Genomic DNA, 19,135 nt, shown 5'->3' on the forward strand with positions numbered 1-19,135 from the left:
CAAGAGTGTTAGCCAAGAGAGACATCCCGATGCATCGCCGCTCAGCAACGATGGACTCAAGACAGCCATCTTCTCAACACCCAATACAGTAAACGTTGGAGCCTGACGCCCAATCACGTTCTAGGCAGGCAGCGATCGCATTCGCTAGGCTGTCCTCTGCACTTTGAACGCTTACCAAGACATTGTTGAAGGGTGATCAACGGCCACTTGAGCCGCAGCGCTGGGGGATCAGCGGTTATCGAAGAACATAGGATTAAACATTGATGCCCTCAACCATCTGTATGACGGATCACGGTAGCCAGCAGGGTATTCAGCATCTCAAGGGTTGAGGGTATTCTCAAGGAAGCCATGCCAGGCTCTAGGGCCGATTAAGACGCGCTTGCTGACAGCACCTCCGGCTTGAGAATATCCAGCAAGTATTGCAACCTCTGGGGATCAGTCAGATGCAAATATCCCACTAACGCTTCTAATCCTGTTGATTGTTGATATATGCTTTGGTCATGGCGCGATGGGCGATTGGATGCAGCGTTACGGCCCCGTCGAACCATTTCCTTCTCATGCTCTGTCAGAAAAGGTTGCAACACATCGAGATACCTCGCCTGTTGCTCTGCCCGAACCTGAGACACCACAAGCTGATGGTACAACCGAGGACGCTTGGGGGGAAATAGGTATAACTGCCTTACATACAACTCATACACAGCATCACCTATATAGGCTAAAGCTGCTGGGGAAAGGCGCTGAACTTGCTCATTAGACCAAATCAACGATGGGTCAGCCCCCATGAACAATCAATATCACTATCATACCAAGTTCAATACAACTATAAATTAACAAGAAAACGGTAGAGCACCACCATTGTAGACGATGGTTCCACTTGAGTTTTTGCTCCCGACGTTGCCCCACGATCCCATGGTCGTCGATGCCCATGCTTTAGGTCTGAGACTTGCCTGGCTCATCTACGATGCGACTACAATGCGGCCAGCAGATGACCCAACTTAAGCCTTCTAGATGACCTAGGCAGGGTAGAATCGTGGGGCAGAGTATAGATTTTCTTAGCTATCTCCAGCCCAATGATAGTCAGGACAATCAGGGCTAGTCTGCCGGCTTGTTGACATTCTCGATCGCGACATCCACCGACGGCTGCAGCGCCAAGAACTTCTCTAGCCGCACAAGCTTAACCGTTTGCGTCACGCGGGGGTTGGTCACAATTTGCATACTTCCCCCAGCAGTTTGCACTTTTTTAACGAGCTGGACAAGCGCCCCCAAACCAGAGCTGTCTACAAAGTCAATTTGGGACAGATCTAGGATGAGGTTTTTGGGATCTTCATCGGCGTAGGCGCTGAACACTTTGCGGAAAGTCGGTTCAGAAAAGGCATCCAGCAAACCAGCCAGCCGAAATAGCTGATAGCTGCTTTTAACCTCTCTCGTGCCTCGCAAACTGACCGTTAGAGTGAGTGTTTCCGGAATGGCGGCCTCCTTATCATTTAACTCAATCAATAATCTGAGATGAACTTAATGCCACCGTGTGCTACTCAGAGCATCGCCAAAGCTATAAAACCACATAGCTTTAGAATAATTCGAGGCTTTAGTATACGCTAGGATTTCATCCTGTGCAACAGCTCAGCCAAGAACTCTCACCACACCGGCATAGCTTTATGCTTGTTCTATCCTAATCTCCCTGGGGAAGTTCCTGCCATAACGGCGTCCGTTGGCGAAGACTGGCGTGGGTGCCGTTGCCCAAGATTAGATGATCCAACAGGGGCATACCAAGGAGTTGCCCTGCCTCTAAGAGTTGGCGCGTGAGATAGAGATCTTCAGGGCTAGGGTCTACGCTGCCGGAGGGATGGTTGTGGGCCACAATCAAGCGAGTGGCTCCTTGGCGAATCACCTCCCGAAAGATTTCGCGAGGATGGGCCAGGGTTTCGGTGGCTGTGCCAATCGTAATCACCTGGGTACCGATCAGGCGATTTTTGACATCGAGCAAGACAACGGCGAATCGTTCTTGGGATTGCCACATCAAGTCTGGACTTAAAATTGAGGCGGCGATCGCTGGATCGTCAATAATCGGGCGATCGCTGGGGCGAGAATGCAGCACCCGTTTACCGAGTTCAATGGCCGCCAAAATGGTGGTGGCTTTGGCAGGGCCAACACCCTGAATCTGCATCAGCTCCGAGGCGGTGATATCGCGCAGCACCGTCAGAGCATCCCGCTGATGTTCGCTGATTTTATGCAAAATATGCTGCCCTAGACCCACAGCAGACAGCTTGCCTGGGCCTTGCCCCGTACCCAACAAAATTGCAATCAGCTCTGCCGTAGACAGGCTCTTGGCTCCGTGGAGCATCAATCGTTCCCGAGGGCGTTCGCTACTCGGTAAATCGGTCACTCTGAGATGGTAGGTCATGACTGCACCCCATAGACGCGGCAGACGGCGATCGCCACCGCAAGTCACTCCCCAATGCGATCCTTGAGGATACCCTCAGTAATCCCATTCTCACGTATCATATAACACCAGAAAAGAGGTGATTTTACACGGATGATCCTGTCCCACCGTGATAAGCCTTCACGGGTCTCTCCACATCAGCAGACCTTGGCGTACATTCATGGTCTCTACGCTCAACATAGTCCCTAGCAGAGGCAGACAGGATCCACGGACTCAATCATCCTTAGGGCCAATCACCATTTGTAGAACCGTTGGATCGCCTCCCGCTTCATGGTAGCGATCGGCCCAGTTACGAATGACTTCATCTAGCTCGTCTAGCGCCTGTTCGAGGCGATCGCTAGGAATGTCTAATTCTTCTAGAATGCGAACCACCTTGGGCTGGCGCTCGGCCCAGCCCCGCATGAGCCGGAAATACCGAGCGGTATCTTCCACCATGATGTAGGTGCGCTCTTCTTCATCGGCCGGAGAGTATGAGGCTCGGGTTAGTGCGTAGAAAGGGAGCCCCCAAGGAGAGTCCACCTTAGTGACGGTACCGGAGTAAATGAGGCGACGTTTAATATGTTCTGCCAGTGCTTCACTCAACGGCAGACAGCGTTCCGACGGTAAGTTTTCCTGCGATCGCATGTGGAGAAACTCAATCACGTCCATAAACTGGAACGAGTTGAGGAGCTGAGCGTCAGGAATAACGTCGGGTAGCTTCTCTTCTAGCTGACGTTTTTCATCGGGGGTCAGGCTTGACCCGGAAATGCGGTGCTGCCCTGGAACCCATGGATATTGCTCTAACCATACGTAGGGTAGCTGGATCAAATACCGAGGTTCTTGAGACCCCAGCATTTTCAGTAGCTTGCCCTCCGTTAAGGCTTGGCGCACTTCCTCAACAATGACCTTGACCCGCTTGGGCTCAATATGATGCAAATGACCGGTCATGCGGAGGTTTTGCCCCTGCTCAAGGTACGTCATATAAATCGCACACTTGGCAGCCGTAGCCGCTGCATCTAAGAAGGCACCGTGCCGGTGTCCACTGGTGCGCATGGCGCTGAACGCAAGGTACAGCATAATCTGATCCATTGCGCTCGGACTAAGGTGTTTGATCAGGTCAACATCATTGGTCATTGGATGGACGATCGCAGTAGCGTAGTAACAACAAAGAGTCAAGACACAGAAGCCTAGGGAAATACTCCATAGACCAGCAGGTTGGCAAACAGCCAGTATTTGGAGCTATTCCTACATACACCATGGCTTCCATGCCCAGCAGCATAGCCGATCCACATGATGCGCCAAGAGAGTGCACCCGGTGTATCGGCTAGCGCATGGAGTAGAGCGATTGTAGTTGGAAAGCAACCTACTCAGGGGGCAACCCGTCGGATGAGGCGATGGACGCCAGCGGGACGGAAACGAAGCAAACAACTGCTTTTTAGTTCAGCGATCGCGATGCTCTACCTTCAGGATTCCCGTTAATTCCTAGGTTTTAGCAGTGGGCTAGATCAAGCCTGATATCTGGAAATAGACATCTATTGGTCTAGCGAACTGACAACCGATGCACCTCTAGATCACTACACTAACGGCATAGTGTAGGGTTGATGACTCCAGAGTACCCCCATACTTCCTAAAATAGACTAGAAGATTTGCCTTTTTTAGAACATTTTTGTTCTATTGTTTAAGGGGATGCACTGATGTACCTGCTTTAGTCTAACCTCTGCAGTACCAAACAGCACCTAACCCACCCGGAGATTTCCAACGAGGTCAATCGTTAGAACGCCTTAGACGTTCGCCTACCGTTCGCCTACAGAATGTCACCCAGCGACATGTCTCCTGGCATTAGGTACATTCCGAGGCATCGCGACGACCACTCCCCCGATAGGCAGAATCTTGGGTATCCTCTTGAGAGGACAGGTTCCACGATTCACTGATGGCTGGCTGAGTGGGATAGAGATAGACCGATGCGCAACTGCTGCTAGTTTCGTTAAAGGGAGTAGCGATCGCGATCAGGGCGCTAGTCGAGAGAAGGACGGCAATAGACATGGCAAATGTTCATTTAGAAGTATCTAATTCCAAATACGACTGAGGGTTGGCCATGTCAGGACGATTGCCTGGCTCGCCCACAACTTCTCAAGTTTCTTCACGTCACGCCATAGATTGATTAGATATGCCGAAATATGTTTTGTGGGGTCGCTACTGCGAGAATGTGCTAGAGAAGCGCGCTCCTTACCGCCAAGCTCATTTGGATGGGCTACAACAGCAGAAAGACTTAGGCGTCTTGCTCACCATTGGGCCAACCCAAGATGTCACCCAGGTTTTTGGGCTCTACGAAGCCGAGGATGAAGCTACCGTGCGCCGCTGGATCGAAGGGGATCCCTATTGGCAACACGGTATCTGGACAGAATATGAGGTGAAGGAGTGGATCCAGGCGTTTTAGCGAACCCTACCCACGTCTGCAGACTAAGTAGGTGGACTCAATGCCGTGAAGCTTGCCGGGTTTCGACAACCCTCTTCTCGTCAGAATTTGAGCATTGAGCGACGTCGCTCATTTCGACGTCGAAACGCTTGCCCATCGTGACGGTCTCCCACGGATCGACAGAAAACTACCGGAATAATTCAGGAAACTGAGCTTTCCACTGCTCTGCCCCAAATTCAAGCTGAAATTCTTCAATCACCCAGGTGAGGGGTTTGCGCTGCTGCTGGGCGATCGCCATCAGGTATTGCTTGTAGCGTTGGCGATCGCTGTCGGTGGGAGCATCCCCAAAAATACAGCCGCGCAGCCATTCATCCTTGGGATGACAGCCAAACTTTTCAAAGAAAGCATGGCGCGTCCAGTTGGGTGAGTTATTGTCGCGAAAATCCTTGGGACGGCGGCGTTTCAAAAAGCGGCGCATCCGCTGTTCTCGCAACTGACGCAGTTGTTCATCGCTGAGCAGCTCTACTAGGTCATCGGTGAGCAGTTCTGCTTCGCTGGGCCATTCATGCCCACAGTCAGGACATTCCAACAGAAACGACCAAACTAAGCGATTGCAAGACGGGCATTGCTTAGCGGGCACCGTCGGTTGACCGTTCGTCTCTTTAGAGGTGGGCAATCGGTAGGACTGGATATCGTCTGGAAACCCCAGACGCTGCAGATTACCCGCCTGATCTAAAATGATGCCGTGGGTTTTGCCCGTGGCGGGAGAGATGCGCATCACCCGGCCAATTTGCTGTTGGTGCAGCGCCTTCGACTGGGTGGGGCGCAGCAGCAGCCCCACCTCCACACTGGGCTCATCAAAGCCAATGCTAATCACGTTGCAGGAGGTCAGCACCATCAGCTTGCCCTGTTTGAGATCGGCATAGAGCTGCTGTCTTTCTTTAATCGGCGTGTTGCCCGACACCACATCCGCCGGAACCCCCGCTGCCGTAAAGGCTTCTGCCACATGGCGAGCATGGTCGATATCCACACAGAAGGCAATGGTGCGCTTATTCGACGTCAGCCGCTGCCACTCATCCACGATGCGCTGCACAAGTTCAGGGCGATCGCAGGCATTTTTTAGATCCCGCTCATCATAATCCCCTGCCACCGTCCGCACGCCCTCCAAGCTCATCTGGGTGCCCTTCGGCATGCCAAAGTACTGCATCTTGGCCAAGAAGCCCATCTTTTGCAGTTCCGACGGCACTGGCGAATGCACTAGGGTTTCCATATGATCGCCCAGTTGTTCTTTGCCCAGTCGGTAAGGCGTGGCGGTCATGGCTAAGTGAACCGCCTTGGCATGGGTGGTGTAGAGCACCTCTTGGCCAATCTGGCTAAACACCGTGGTGTGGGCCTCATCGTAGAACACCATATGGGCCGGCCAAGTTCGCCACCAATCTCGCTTGGCCATGGTTTGGATGCTGGCGATTTGAATGGGCGCGGTGGGATCTTCAGGCCAACCCGCCTTGATAAAGCCGCAGTGTAGCCCAAAGGACTGCATTTTTTCGTAGGTTTGCCCCACCAGCACATCTAAATGCACGAGAAACAGGAGCCGACAGCCCCGCGACTCTGTATGGGCACAAATCTGCCCACTGATGACGGTCTTTCCCGCCCCCGTCCCGGCAATAATGGCAACGCGCCGATGCCCTGCCGCCAGCTTTTCGTAGAGATCTTTAATCAGTTGCGATTGATAGGGACGCAGTTGGGGAGTAGAGGTGGATGAAACCGGTTGGGCAACCATGGTCAGCAGCAACTAGAACAAAGAGATCCCTCGAAGGATAGCGAACATTAGGGGCGATCGCACTCCCTTGCACCGCTCATCTCCTGAGCTCAAGCATTATAGTACAAAAGAACTATAAAAATCCATTTCGGCAGGGGCGATCGCCCTCTGGTGTTACGGGATAGCCATGTCAGATTACAAAGCGTTACAGGATTGCCCGCCCCTCATGATTCGTAACAATTACAAACGTCTTCCCCATGACCCGCCGACCTTTTCCCAGATCATGCCGTGATCTATAAGACTTTATTTATGTTTGCCGCAGAAAGCATCAATTTTTGCCCTGATTTTGTGGGGGCATAGACCCGGTTTATCCAGTCCTAGAGCTTGGCCTATATGGAGTTCAGCGAACCGCTAGCCCCGGAAAACCCGGTTCTTGCCTGATACTTTTTTGTTTATTGTTCTGATTTTTATAAAAATTAGGTATAAAAATTTGGTTTATGGTTTTTATACGTTTTGAGACTGTATTTGAGATATTAAAAGCTAATTATCAAATTCAATCAATTTCTAGATGCTATTTAAAGGGTCTTTTGATTGGCGATCGCCTTTTCATTCCCAAGGGATTCATGAATAATGCTGTTCAGTAACCGATCGAGGCTAACGGTTTAGGTTTACAGAGTCGCATCGCGGCTCGCCCCAATCTTCACTCCCGCATTCATTCCCCCTTTCTAGCGGCATCTCCCTGAGCTGCTCAAGGCTACCGACGACGACTCTAGCCTCAGCTCCAGAGCTGCCCGCCCCGTCCTCAACGAACACAACAGGAGAACCCAGCGTGAAACTAGCTGTTTATGGAAAAGGTGGTATCGGTAAATCCACCACAAGCTGCAACATCTCCGTAGCGCTCGCCAAGCGCGGCAAGAAAGTTCTGCAAATTGGCTGTGATCCAAAGCATGACAGCACCTTCACCCTGACAGGCTTCCTCATTCCCACCATCATTGATACGCTGCAAGAAAAGGACTATCACTACGAAGATGTCTGGCCAGAAGATGTAATCTACAAAGGCTATGGCGGCGTGGACTGTGTAGAAGCTGGTGGGCCACCCGCCGGAGCAGGCTGCGGCGGCTATGTGGTGGGTGAAACCGTCAAGCTGCTGAAGGAACTCAACGCCTTTGATGAGTACGACGTGATTTTGTTTGACGTACTCGGCGACGTCGTTTGCGGTGGCTTTGCCGCACCGTTGAACTACGCCGACTATTGCATGATCATCACCGACAACGGCTTTGATGCCCTGTTTGCCGCCAACCGCATTGCTGCGTCGGTTCGCGAAAAATCTCGCACCCATCCCCTACGCTTGGCTGGATTGATCGGCAACCGCACCAGTAAGCGCGACCTGATCGACAAGTACATTGAAACAGTGCCCATGCCGGTACTGGAAATTCTGCCCTTGATTGAAGACATCCGCGTCTCTCGGGTCAAAGGCAAGACCTTGTTTGAGATGGCTGAGACCGAGCCTGCCCTCAACTATGTCTGTGACTACTATCTCAACATTGCCGACCAGATTTTGGCCCAGCCCGAAGGCGTTGTTCCTAACGACGCTCAGGATCGGGATCTGTTTGCCCTCCTGTCGGACTACTACCTCAACCCCACCACACCACAAACCCAACGGGAAGAAGCACCAGACCTGATGATGGTCTAGATCTAGGGGCGATCGCTTGGCTGGATACAGACTCTACAGACATCCGGCCAGCGATCGCTACCCGCCATTTCCCCACTATCCTGCCCATCCATATACCCAGGAGTTTTACGATTCATGACCTTGGCGACCCCCCAACCTCAAGAGCTTAATTTTGAGTGTGAAACTGGCAATTACCATACCTTTTGCCCCATTAGCTGCGTGGCGTGGCTCTACCAAAAAATTGAAGATAGCTTCTTCTTGGTCATTGGCACCAAAACCTGTGGCTACTTCCTGCAAAATGCCATGGGGGTGATGATTTTTGCTGAGCCTCGCTATGCCATGGCCGAGCTCGAAGAAGGCGACATCTCTGCCCAGCTCAGTGACTATGCTGAACTGAAGCGCCTATGCGAACAAATTAAGCGCGATCGCAATCCCAGCGTGATTGTCTGGATCGGCACCTGCACCACCGAGATCATCAAAATGGATCTGGAGGGCCTTGCACCCAAGCTGGAATCGGAAATCGGCATCCCCATCGTTGTCGCCCGAGCCAATGGTCTTGACTATGCCTTCACCCAAGGGGAAGACACCGTCCTCGCCGCCATGGCCCAGCGCTGCCCCACCCAAGAACCAACCCCTGCAGAAGAAACCGAAAAGGGCGATCGCAACGCCATCAAGAAATTGCTGAGCTTCGGTCGCAAGCCGGAAGAGATCGCTCAAGAAGAATCTGAGTATGTAGACCATCCGCCCCTCGTCTTGTTTGGCTCGGTGCCCGATCCTGTGGTCACCCAGCTCACCCTCGAACTGAAAAAACAGGGCATCAAAGTATCGGGCTGGCTACCTGCCAAACGCTACACCGAACTGCCGGTGATTGAAGAAGGCTACTACGCCCTCGGGGTCAACCCCTTCCTCTCCCGCACCGCCACCACCCTGATGCGACGCCGCAAGTGTAAGCTGATCGGCGCACCCTTCCCCATCGGCCCCGACGGCACCCGCGCCTGGATTGAGAAAGTCTGTTCTGTCTTCGGGATTGAACCTCAGGGACTAGAAGAACGGGAGCAAACCATTTGGGAGTCCCTGGAAGACTACGTCAGCCTGCTGCGCGGCAAGTCCGTCTTCTTCATGGGCGACAACCTGCTGGAAATTTCCCTAGCTCGCTTCTTCATTCGCTGCGGCATGACCTGCCCTGAAATTGGCATTCCGTACATGGACAAGCGCTACCAAGGCGCTGAACTCCAGCTTTTGCAAAAAACCTGTGAGGACATGGGCGTACCGCTCCCTCGGATTGTTGAGAAGCCCGATAACTACAACCAGCTCCAGCGGATTCAAGAGCAAAATATCGACCTTGTGATCACTGGCATGGCCCATGCCAACCCCTTGGAAGCTCGCGGCATCAATACCAAGTGGTCAGTGGAGTTCACCTTCGCTCAGATCCATGGCTTCACCAATGCTCGGGATGTTTTGGAACTGGCCACCCGTCCTCTACGCCGCAACCAGTCCTTGAAGGATATGGGCTGGAGTCAGTTGGTAAAGGAAGAAGCTAAGGTTTAAACCCAAGTCTTCTTGCTCTGATATCTACCGGGAGTTCGCCCGTCGAACTCCTGGCTATCCTGATCTGGTCGCAGGGTAGAAGATGGGGAGCGATCGCTCAACCTCAACCTGTATAGCATCTCCGCTATAGGGTGCTGTTAGGCGTAGCGCACGGTCTCGTAAGACTTTGTGCGCTGCGCTTTGCCATACTGAGGCTATACAATCCCACCCAGCCGCTAGCCAATAGGGTTTGCGCCCCATAACGTCATCAAGCCCCTAGCCTAGAACCGTCCCCACCATTGCCCACCTCGAAATCGCCAGCGGGGAAATAAGATGCGCATGAGACTTTGGGTGGTGATGAAATAACCTAGCCAGACGAGGCTGTAGTGCCAGAGGAAACCACCGAGGGGCATGGTGTTGCCAATACCCGGCAGACCTACGGTCGTTAACAGCGTGAGAATGAACAGCCCTTCCCATAACCCCGCCAAGAGTTGAAACACGGCGGGCCAGTCGTGATCCCAGCGGCGCTGCTGGAGGGCGTGATATAAGGTATCCCAGGCCATCCCGAAGAGCGCAACATAGGCCAAGATGAGGAAAAAAGGCGGCGACGGATCGCTGGGGTATAGAGTCGTGAACATTCCGGTGATCAGGACGCCCATGGTTGCCAAGATCAGCAGGCGGGTTTGCCAACGGCCAAATAGGGTAGGAGTCATAGAATTTTGAACAGCTAGGAGGGCGATCGCTCCGGAGTATCCTTCCAGGCTTGGGGTTGGCGGAAGCGATAGATATCTTCAATCACCTGTACCCAACCGTTGGTGACAGAATCCATGATGCGATCGCCTTTGTCAACGGTGGCAACGGTGGGATCGCCGAGGGTGCCGCTGCGGCTGAGATCGCGGGTTGTCCAGGCAAAGGGAAGCTTGCCCTCCATACTCAACAGACTATCGGTTGGCAACCCTTGGGGATACTCGGCTTGGGCGCGCTCCATCTGCACCTGATCGGGCAAAATCGAGAGCATGACGCTGGTTTCGGCATCACCGGCATGGATGCCCAACTCCTTCTCCTTCTCCGTCATCAGCTTGCCGGCATCGTGGGGCGCTCGCCAGGTAAACAGGGGAAACACCAAAAAGTCGTCGTGCTGTTGATGAAGATCTCGGGCGACAATCTCCATAATTTGCGGCTGACCACCGTGGGCATTGAGCAACACAAATTTCCGAAAGCCCGCGCGGTAGATACTTTCAGCAACCTCCATCAACAGCGCGATCAGGGTTTGGGCAGACAGCGTGATCGTGCCGGGAAAGTGCCAATGCTCATTGGATTTACCGTAGTGGAGCAGCGGCAGGGCATAGGCAGGGATGGAGGCGTCCAGTTTTGCTAAGGCCTGGCCCGTCACCGCAGAGGCGATCGCTGCATCCACCGCTACGGGCAAATGGGGCCCATGCTGCTCAATTGCGCCGATGGGCTGAATGATCACGGTATTTTCTTTGTCGGGCATGGCCTGGATATCCGTCCAGGTGAGATAGGCGAAGAAGCGATCGGGGGGAATGAAGCCGTGTAGCATAGCAGCCCTGAACCATGGTCAATGTGGGAATTTTAGCGTATTGCCCCACGCCCTGCCCTACTGCTCCATCTGAACCCTACTGCTCTAGCATCTGCAGTTTATAGAGGCTGGCATAGAGGCCACCCTGATCGAGAAGCTGATCGTGGCTACCCGATTCAATTAAACGCCCTTGCTTGAGCACCAAAATGCGATCAACCTTGCGAATCGTAGATAGACGGTGGGCAATGATGATAGCGGTACGCTCTTCTAGAAGCGTCTCTAATGCCTCTTGGATCATGGCTTCGGTGCCTACGTCTAGATTGGCCGTGGCTTCATCAAGCACAAGGATCGGCGGATTGCGCACGGCGGCACGGGCAAAGGCCAACAGTTGCTTTTGTCCGCCCGACAGATTCGAACCCCGTTCCCGCAGTTGGGTATCGTAGCCCTGGGGCAGGTGTTCAATAAAGGCGGCGACGTTGGTTTGCACCGCCGCTTGGCGAATCTGCTCAATGGAATAGGTTTCGCCTAGGGAAATATTGCTTTTCACGTCTCCGGCAAACAGGAAGCCATCTTGGAGAATCACCGCCATGCGCCGCCGCAGTTCGGCTTGGGGCAGATCGCGAATATCCACCCCATCCAGCAAAATATGTCCCTGGGATGTTTCATAGAGACGGCACAGCAGGCGAATAATCGAGCTTTTTCCCGCGCCAGTGGGGCCGACGAGGGCCACCTTTTCACCGGGGCGAATGGTGAAGTCTAGGTCATGCAAGACGTATTCGTCAGACTTGTAGCCAAAGTAGACGTGATCAAAGCGAATTTCTCCGGGTGTGGCAGGGGCAACATTCACGAGCGTATCCGAGCGATCGCTCTCAGCAAGCTCTTTCTCAGATGCGGGGGGAGCGATCGCCTGGGCAAAAGAGAGATGCTCCGGATCCTGGATTTCGATCGGCTCGCTCATCAGGTTGTGAAAGCGCTCCATCGCTGTCAGACCCGCTTGGATCGCGGTAAATTTTTCAGCAAACTGGCGCAGGGGATTGAACAACCGCTGGGCAAACAAGATAAACGATGCCAACAGCCCAAAGTTGACCTGGTCTTCCATCACCAGCAAGCCACCGAGCCACAGCACAGCCGCGATCGCCACCAAGGCAATCCATTCCAACGTAGAAGAAATCGCCGCATCGTAGAGGATAGTTTTGTCTACTTCTTGAACATAGCGCTGGTTGACGGTGCGAAACAGTTGGCTATTAAAGGCTTCTCGGCGAAAGAGCTGGACGACATTAATCCCCAGAATATTTTCCTGGAGCGCCGCATTCAGCGACGATAGTTCTTCCCTTGCCCGGTAGTTGGCCACCCGAAACTTTTGCTGAAAGACGATGGTGACCGCCGTTACGGGTATCAGCATCAGCACCAGCATCAGCGCTAGTTTCCACTGCAGGGAAAACATGATGATAATCACCACCAGCATGGATGCTAGATCGCTCACGATGCCGATCGCCCCCGTGGCAAACACATCACCCAAGGCATCCACATCACTGGTGAGGCGGGTAATCAAACGGCCCACTGGCGTGCGATCGAAAAAGCGTACCGCCAGAGAGGTGACATGGCGGAATAGATCATCGCGGATGCTAGCCGTAATCCGCTGCCCCACCTCCTGCACCAAGTAGCCCTGAATGCCCACCAAGAGCAACCGCAGGGCAATCGTGGCCACCAAAAGCGACACCAGCAGGTTCAACCCCTGGGACAGGGTGCGTTCTGCCAAAAAGCCCATAGTCGGCTCATTGCGCAGAAGGGAAATGGCTTGACCGATTAATACCGGCTGCACCGATTCAGCGATCGCCAAGGGCACCAAAAGCACCATTGAGATGATCAATACCCGCCGGTTTTGGTGGGCATAGGGCAACAGCCGCAAAAAGAGCCGCCAGTCGGTCATGGGGCGGCGACTGGAATCGCCAAGGGGAGAAGATGCGCTAGTCATGTAGATTTCAGGTGGGGGAAGCGAGGCTGTCAAGGGCAGTGCTACACTGCGTACCACGTTCAGCAAGTCTTTCCCACTGTAGCGCATGGGACGCGATCGCTTCCTAGCCTGCCTACCTCACCCTATCCCTCCCCTAGTTCTGAACGATGACCGTACATCAGACGTCTCAAACGCTACGAGCCACAGGCATTGGCTTCACCGCCATCATGATGTGGGCTACCTTGGCATTATTGACCAAACTGAGCGGCACCGTGCCCCCGTTTCAGCTTACGGCCATGGCGTTTACCGTTGCCTTTGGCATTGGTCTCGCTATGTGGTGGCGGCAGGGCAAGGTCATCTGGTCTCGACTGCGCCTCCCCCTGCCGGTATGGGGCGTCGGTGTTGCAGGACTCTTTGGCTTTCACCTGTTCTATTTCATCGCCCTCAGCAACGCACCGGCCGCGGAAGCCAGCCTGATTGCCTACCTCTGGCCCCTGTTGATTGTGCTGCTGTCTGCCCTACTGCCCAACGAATCGCTGCGCTGGTTCCATGGCGTCGGGGCGATCGCCGGTTTTCTAGGAGCTGGTTTACTAATCAGCAATGGTCAAGCTTTGCGCATCGACCCGCGCTACAGCCTGGGCTATCTGGCAGCGATCGCCGCCGCCCTGATTTGGGCTGGCTATTCTGTTCTATCTCGGCGGTTTGGCCGCATTCCCACCGATGCCGTCGGCGGATTTTGCGGCGTCACAGCCCTGCTCGCCTGGATCTGCCATGGTCTTTTTGAAACCACGGTCTGGCCCGTAGGCAGTCAGTGGCTGGCGGTCTTCGGACTCGGATTGGGGCCCGTCGGTCTCGCCTTTTTCACCTGGGACTACGGCGTCAAGCATGGCAACATCAAAGTTCTAGGTGCCCTTTCCTACCTAGCACCCTTGCTATCGACACTCCTGCTCATAGCCTGCGGCTTTGCCCTACCCAGTTGGAGTGTAGCGATCGCCTGTCTGTTCATTATCGGCGGTGCCGTTTTAGCCGCGGGCGACATCCTGCGCTAGCGTAGCGATCGATTCACGCTCGAATCCTCACCCACTAGGACGCCATCTGCGATCCGTTGAACACGTCAAACACCTGACAGCAAAATCGCTTGAGCTTCTCCGCCACCGCCGGGGCAGGCGTGGTATTGCCCACAAACTGCCAGTGGTCGATCGTTGAAAGCTGCCACTGCTTACCGCGATGGTCAAACCCCACCACATCCACCCCAATCACCCGAGGCGTTGTAGAAAGCGAGCCCTGCCCGAGGCGAATTTGCACCAATAAACTGCGGCTTTGGGCAGACCGGCTCACCCCTGGAAAGTGAAACCCTAGGTCAATAGACTCCGGATCCACCAACTCCCGAGTTTCCTCATCATTCATCCAAGGCTTGAGATCGGCTCGAATATCGGGAAATTCCGATTTGAACAAGTTCACGACGGCTGCAATCTTACTGGCAACCGTCACGTTGGTTGCTTGTTCTGATGCATTCACGCGCGTTACCCCCTCACCACATGACGATGGATTGATACGAAAAACCTGTGGCCCAGGCGGTCACGAAGCTGCCTCCGTTAGCAAAATACCGCCGCCATTGAGGCCATCTACCTTCATACTAATAATGTAGCTAACCAGACGTTTTGCTGCTGAGTGTAAGATGCAATGACCGAAACCTCTTGCCACATTATTGTTGAAGGAAACCCCGCTGTCATCTATGCCAGCCGGAATGGAAAACCTGCCAAAGTCGTTAGAACCCTCGGATCGTTTCTAGAAAAATTCTGGCAGGAGCGAGATACGTCTGGCGAACATACCGATACGCCAGAATGTCTCGTTGCTCAAATTATCGTCAGATTTGGGTTTGAAATCTGTGAAGATGATTACTCTAATCTACGGGTTGGGCTAAAATACTCGCCCAATGTAGACTATCTCTATTTCATCGGCAGCGATCGCACCCTTAAGCTCTACAGCCCCACCGATGCCTACCGGGCGACGCCAAGTCTTGGGGTAGCGGCCTGTCAGGAGTTGGCGATCGAACCTTCGTTGTCCTAGACATGACCTGCCCATGCTAGCCGAGCGATCGCCGGCGGTGCTGCGCAAATCCGAGTAACCCTAAGGACAACCTGTCGCCCTTAGGGTCAGAGCAACCGTTCAAGCTGGTCTTCTATCCTCCTGACAGCGTCCTACAGGACTCCCGTATCGTAGACATCTAGTAGACATCTACATCCTAGAAATGTAATTCATCAAGTCATTATCGCGATTCAGCCAGCCGTTGAGAAACACACTTTGGCTGGGATTTTGCCGCACCCGCAGGTAGCGATAGTCAATGCGGCTTTGCACATAGCGCCGAGCGGTGGCAGATGTATTGGAGCGATCGAGGGCACTGCGGGTGATAGGGCCAAAGCCACCATCGGCAGGCACACCGAGGGTTTCCTGCAAAAAGAGCGTAGACCCGCCCACGCCAAAGTTCACCGCCGTGTCAAAATGCACAATGGCCAAAGGGCGCACCATCAACTGACTGTTGGAGGGCGTCCAATACATGCTGCGATAAATATCTTCCACCTCAGCCTGGGTGATCAACCGCACGCTCTGGGTCGGTAGCCCCTTGCGGCGGCGATACTCGTTGTAGGTTCCCGTTGTTACCCCTTTATTAGTTGCGCCACCAATATCCGCCGGGTGATCGACAAAGCCACCTTCCCAGCGCAAAGAGAACTGTAGGGCTTCTGTGAAATGATTTCCCGTGGGTGGAGCAGGCGGCGGCGGCGCAGGTGGCGGCGGGGCAGGCGGCGGCGGGGCAGGCGGCGGAGCAGGCGGCGGGGCAGGCTGCATCCCGGTGGAATTGATAATAAACCGGGCAACCCGAGGCGATAACTCATTGGGGCGAAACCCAAAGTAGTCGGTAAACTCCCGATAGGCTGCTTCGGTACGCGGGCCCCATAATCCATCGGATGTCCCTACGGGAAAACCCATTAAGTTCAGCGCACTCTGAAGGGAGCGCACCAAAGCCGTGTTACTCCTCAGTTGAGTGGTGGTATAGGTGACTTGCCCACTGGCGATCGCTTGCAGATCCATGATGGCCGGGTAGTTGGGTAAAAGGCTTATACAGTTCTACCACCAGACGGCTACACTGTTGGGCGTCTGGGCAGAAAACCACACATCAATTCAGGTTAGGTGGTGTATTCAGCATTAATCTTGACGTAGTCGTAGCTGAGATCACATCCCCAGGCCACCCCGTGCCCTGTACCGCTTCCCACTCCGACGTTGATTTGTACCGTATTGGCATCAGGGTCAGAGCTTTCCGCCGCTGCCGTCAAATAGGCACTGGCGGCAGCCCGGTCAAAGGGCAGCGGTTGCCCATAGTCTAGCAATAGGGTATCGCCGAGGCTAATGCGCAGATCATCTTGGCTGAAGGGCACGCCTGCACGACCAGCAGCAGCGGCAATCCGTCCCCAGTTGGGATCTCGTCCAAAGATGGCTGATTTCACCAGGGAGGAACCAGCAATGGTGCGGGCAATTTTGCGCGCCGCTTCATCGCTACTGGCCCCACTCACCGTCACTTCTACTAGACAGGTTGCCCCTTCCCCATCCCGAACGATCGCTTTCGCTAGGATCATGCAAACTTCCGTCAGCATGGCTTCTAGGGTTTCTGCCTCTGCATTCATGGCGGTAATGGCTGGCGTACGCGACTGACCATTGGCCAAGGCAATCACGCAGTCGTTGGTGCTCGTATCGCCATCCACCGTAATTTGGTTAAAGCTTTTATCCACCGCCCGCCCCAGCATCTCTTGCCAGATGTGGGGAGAGACCGTGGCATCACAGGTGATGAAGCTGAGCATGGTAGCCATGTTGGGGTGGATCATGCCCGATCCTTTGGCAATGCCGCCCATCCGCACGGGGCGATCGCCCACCTGGGTTTCTAACGCGCAAACCTTCGGCACCAAATCGGTGGTCATAATCGCCGAGGCAGCTTGGTCGGAGCCGGTTTCAGACAACTGCGCCACCACCTTCGGCACCCCCGCCTGCAACTGTTCCATTTTGATGCGCTGCCCAATCACCCCGGTGGAGGCTAGCAGTACCGCATCAGCCTCACAGCCCAAGGCTTGGGCCACCGCTTGGGCACTGGCGATCGCATCGTCCCAGCCCTGGCTACCGGTGCCAGCATTGGCCTGCCCCGAGTTGCACAAAATTGCCCGTGCTGCCGCCTTAGCCTCTAAGCGTTGGCGACAATAGTCTACACAGGCTGCCCGCACATAGCTTGTGGTAAACACTCCAGCAGCGATCGCCTCCACATCGGACACAATCAGCGCCAGATCGGGTAATCCAGAAGGCTTCATGCCAGCAACAATCCCTGATGCACGATACCCCTTCGGAGCCGTGACTCCCCCTGAAATCACCTGCCATGCTGCCATAGGTTCTCCTTCCCCTTGATGCAAGCCCACGTTTCCATCAGTCGTCGTTTGGGACAGGATGGGCCATAACTGACCTGAGCTTGGTTAGACAGCAGATGCGATCGCCCACCGTCTACCCGACGCCCATCACCATCCTGTCCATTGAGAATACTGTGAATTGGGGATATGTGGCCCTACTTTTCGATTTTGACCGACAGAATTTTATCGCCTTGGCGAATGGCGTTAACCACATCCATATCCTGGGTTTGACCAAACACGGTATGCACACCATCCAAGTGAGGCTGGGGAGAATGGCAAATAAAGAACTGGCTGCCGCCCGTATCGCGGCCACGGTGCGCCATGGACAGGGAACCGGCCATGTGCTTGTTGGAGTTGATTTCACACTTAATTTCGTAGCCTGGGCCACCGGTGCCCGTTCCCTTGGGGCAGCCGCCCTGAATCATAAAATCAGGGATGACGCGGTGGAAGGCTAGACCGTCGTAGAACCCATCCTCCGACAGCTTGACAAAATTCGCCACGGTGTTGGGCGCATCTGCATCGAAAAACTCAATCGTAATGGTGCCCTTAGCCGTTTCCATAATGGCGCGAGTCATACAATCATCCTCAACTTACTTAGAATTCAAACGTGACATAGTTCCTACGCCCATCGTTGATGGGCGTAGGGAGTTCTCGATTCCCATGGGCACAGCACTGGAGCAGGTGTGGGCTCGATCCATCGACCTACGCTACCGCATGGCTCCCATGGTCGTTTTCCAGGACAGCTCTCGGCAGAGAATTTCCAAGGCCCGCTGATCGCGGCCGAGAAATAAACCACTTTCCACTAAGTCCGTCAGCACCTGCTGGGTGAGTTCTGCGGCAAAGGTACCACCACAGTGCAGCAGATGGCTGTAGTAGCAAAACTGAGACTGCTCCTGGGGATTGCGATGAAAGTGATGGATTTCGTCTTGGCTCATGCAAGACACCGGCGTATTTACCGGCACCACCACCCGGGGAATGCCGTGGATACCATAGGTGCGATCGCCCTCTCGAATCAAGGTACCAATCAGCACGGTACCCAGTACAGTACGGGTTTCCTCAATCAGATCGGGGCTGAAGAGCGGATCGGGCTCACTCGACAGCCGCGGCCCGTTATTCAAAAACTGTGGATTAATCAACTGGCTGTTGTAGACCAGCCCCACAGCCCAATGTCGCCCCTCCTTTTCCTCTAGTTTGACAAACGAGCCAAACCCAAAGGCATCAGCGGAGGGCGGATTATCTACCGCGTAGGCATCATCAAGCTGAACAATATAGTCGCAATGAGAATTGGACTTGACGACCTTTCCCAATCGCATAAACTCACCGCATTCCATAACCGACTATCAACCGGCGGGTGACCGGCACCCATGGGGGAGCGATCACCTTCAATGCCCAATTCTAGCGCA

At 54.1% G+C, this 19,135-nt stretch carries 19 protein-coding genes; 5 read left to right on the forward strand and 14 right to left on the reverse strand.

The genetic code is table 11. The features are described from left to right. Positions 1-368: 368 nt before the first annotated feature. From JUJ53_RS16420 to JUJ53_RS16440, 5 genes are all read right to left on the reverse strand, one after another. On the reverse strand, positions 369-782 hold the full coding sequence (locus JUJ53_RS16420; protein WP_204153116.1) for a ribonuclease III domain-containing protein: 414 nt from the start codon (positions 780-782) through the stop codon (positions 369-371). Positions 783-1,092: 310 nt separating this feature from the next. After that, a complete protein-coding gene (locus tag JUJ53_RS16425) occupies positions 1,093-1,497 on the reverse strand; it encodes an STAS domain-containing protein (protein ID WP_239125126.1) in 405 nt (134 codons plus the stop codon). 172 nt (positions 1,498-1,669) lie between these two features. Beyond that, complete coding sequence (radC, locus tag JUJ53_RS16430) at positions 1,670-2,401, reverse strand: DNA repair protein RadC (RefSeq protein ID WP_204153275.1); 732 nt, start codon at positions 2,399-2,401, stop codon at positions 1,670-1,672. A gap of 252 nt (positions 2,402-2,653) precedes the next feature. Continuing rightward, positions 2,654-3,553, reverse strand: coding sequence for a heterocyst differentiation master regulator HetR (gene hetR, locus JUJ53_RS16435; protein WP_204153276.1), 900 nt, complete (start codon positions 3,551-3,553; stop codon positions 2,654-2,656). A gap of 705 nt (positions 3,554-4,258) precedes the next feature. Further along, positions 4,259-4,462: a hypothetical protein gene (locus JUJ53_RS16440; RefSeq protein ID WP_204153117.1), complete on the reverse strand. Its 204-nt coding sequence runs from the start codon at positions 4,460-4,462 to the stop codon at positions 4,259-4,261. Between the two features lie 124 nt (positions 4,463-4,586). Between JUJ53_RS16440 and JUJ53_RS16445 the strand changes: the two genes are divergently transcribed. Then, positions 4,587-4,856, forward strand: coding sequence for a YciI family protein (locus JUJ53_RS16445; protein ID WP_204153118.1), 270 nt, complete (start codon positions 4,587-4,589; stop codon positions 4,854-4,856). A gap of 166 nt (positions 4,857-5,022) precedes the next feature. Here JUJ53_RS16445 and JUJ53_RS16450 read toward each other — a convergent pair whose 3' ends face one another. Next, positions 5,023-6,615 carry a DEAD/DEAH box helicase gene (locus tag JUJ53_RS16450; protein WP_204153119.1) on the reverse strand — a complete coding sequence of 531 codons (1,593 nt, stop codon included), beginning with the start codon at positions 6,613-6,615 and terminating at the stop codon, positions 5,023-5,025. A gap of 808 nt (positions 6,616-7,423) precedes the next feature. On the opposite strand from JUJ53_RS16450, the gene bchL reads away from it, so the two are divergent. After that, positions 7,424-8,287 (forward strand): ferredoxin:protochlorophyllide reductase (ATP-dependent) iron-sulfur ATP-binding protein, encoded by an 864-nt coding sequence (bchL, locus tag JUJ53_RS16455; RefSeq protein WP_204153120.1) that lies wholly within the window; start codon positions 7,424-7,426, stop codon positions 8,285-8,287. 114 nt (positions 8,288-8,401) lie between these two features. Then, a complete protein-coding gene (locus tag JUJ53_RS16460) occupies positions 8,402-9,814 on the forward strand; it encodes a ferredoxin:protochlorophyllide reductase (ATP-dependent) subunit N (RefSeq protein ID WP_204153121.1) in 1,413 nt (470 codons plus the stop codon). Positions 9,815-10,074: 260 nt separating this feature from the next. On the opposite strand, the gene JUJ53_RS16465 is transcribed toward JUJ53_RS16460, so the two are convergent. The 3 genes from JUJ53_RS16465 to JUJ53_RS16475 form a co-directional block, all read right to left on the reverse strand. Next, positions 10,075-10,506 (reverse strand): hypothetical protein, encoded by a 432-nt coding sequence (locus JUJ53_RS16465; protein ID WP_204153122.1) that lies wholly within the window; start codon positions 10,504-10,506, stop codon positions 10,075-10,077. Between the two features lie 14 nt (positions 10,507-10,520). After that, positions 10,521-11,354 (reverse strand): creatininase family protein, encoded by an 834-nt coding sequence (locus JUJ53_RS16470; protein ID WP_204153123.1) that lies wholly within the window; start codon positions 11,352-11,354, stop codon positions 10,521-10,523. Between the two features lie 76 nt (positions 11,355-11,430). Further along, on the reverse strand, positions 11,431-13,308 hold the full coding sequence (locus JUJ53_RS16475; RefSeq protein ID WP_204153124.1) for an ABC transporter ATP-binding protein: 1,878 nt from the start codon (positions 13,306-13,308) through the stop codon (positions 11,431-11,433). A 146-nt stretch (positions 13,309-13,454) separates the two neighbouring features. Here JUJ53_RS16475 and JUJ53_RS16480 point away from each other — a divergent pair, with 146 nt between their 5' ends. After that, complete coding sequence (locus JUJ53_RS16480; protein ID WP_204153125.1) at positions 13,455-14,336, forward strand: DMT family transporter; 882 nt, start codon at positions 13,455-13,457, stop codon at positions 14,334-14,336. A 34-nt stretch (positions 14,337-14,370) separates the two neighbouring features. On the opposite strand, the gene JUJ53_RS16485 is transcribed toward JUJ53_RS16480, so the two are convergent. Continuing rightward, positions 14,371-14,805 (reverse strand): hypothetical protein, encoded by a 435-nt coding sequence (locus JUJ53_RS16485; protein WP_204153126.1) that lies wholly within the window; start codon positions 14,803-14,805, stop codon positions 14,371-14,373. 165 nt (positions 14,806-14,970) lie between these two features. Between JUJ53_RS16485 and JUJ53_RS16490 the strand changes: the two genes are divergently transcribed. Beyond that, positions 14,971-15,357 (forward strand): histidine kinase, encoded by a 387-nt coding sequence (locus JUJ53_RS16490; protein ID WP_204153127.1) that lies wholly within the window; start codon positions 14,971-14,973, stop codon positions 15,355-15,357. Positions 15,358-15,525: 168 nt separating this feature from the next. On the opposite strand, the gene JUJ53_RS16495 is transcribed toward JUJ53_RS16490, so the two are convergent. The 4 genes from JUJ53_RS16495 to JUJ53_RS16510 all read right to left on the reverse strand — a co-directional run bounded on the left by JUJ53_RS16495 (position 15,526) and on the right by JUJ53_RS16510 (position 19,045). After that, complete coding sequence (locus tag JUJ53_RS16495) at positions 15,526-16,377, reverse strand: glycosyl hydrolase 108 family protein (RefSeq protein WP_204153128.1); 852 nt, start codon at positions 16,375-16,377, stop codon at positions 15,526-15,528. A gap of 95 nt (positions 16,378-16,472) precedes the next feature. Continuing rightward, positions 16,473-17,714 (reverse strand): bifunctional ornithine acetyltransferase/N-acetylglutamate synthase, encoded by a 1,242-nt coding sequence (argJ, locus tag JUJ53_RS16500; RefSeq protein WP_204153129.1) that lies wholly within the window; start codon positions 17,712-17,714, stop codon positions 16,473-16,475. A gap of 173 nt (positions 17,715-17,887) precedes the next feature. Continuing rightward, the gene (locus JUJ53_RS16505; protein WP_204153130.1) at positions 17,888-18,307 is read right to left on the reverse strand and encodes a peptidylprolyl isomerase; all 420 of its coding nucleotides are present in this window, start codon (positions 18,305-18,307) and stop codon (positions 17,888-17,890) included. A gap of 132 nt (positions 18,308-18,439) precedes the next feature. Further along, complete coding sequence (locus JUJ53_RS16510; RefSeq protein ID WP_204153131.1) at positions 18,440-19,045, reverse strand: hypothetical protein; 606 nt, start codon at positions 19,043-19,045, stop codon at positions 18,440-18,442. Between the last annotated feature and the right edge of the window lie 90 nt (positions 19,046-19,135).

It is taken from the genome of Leptolyngbya sp. CCY15150 (assembly GCF_016888135.1).
Lineage (GTDB): Bacteria > Cyanobacteriota > Cyanobacteriia > RECH01 > RECH01 > RECH01.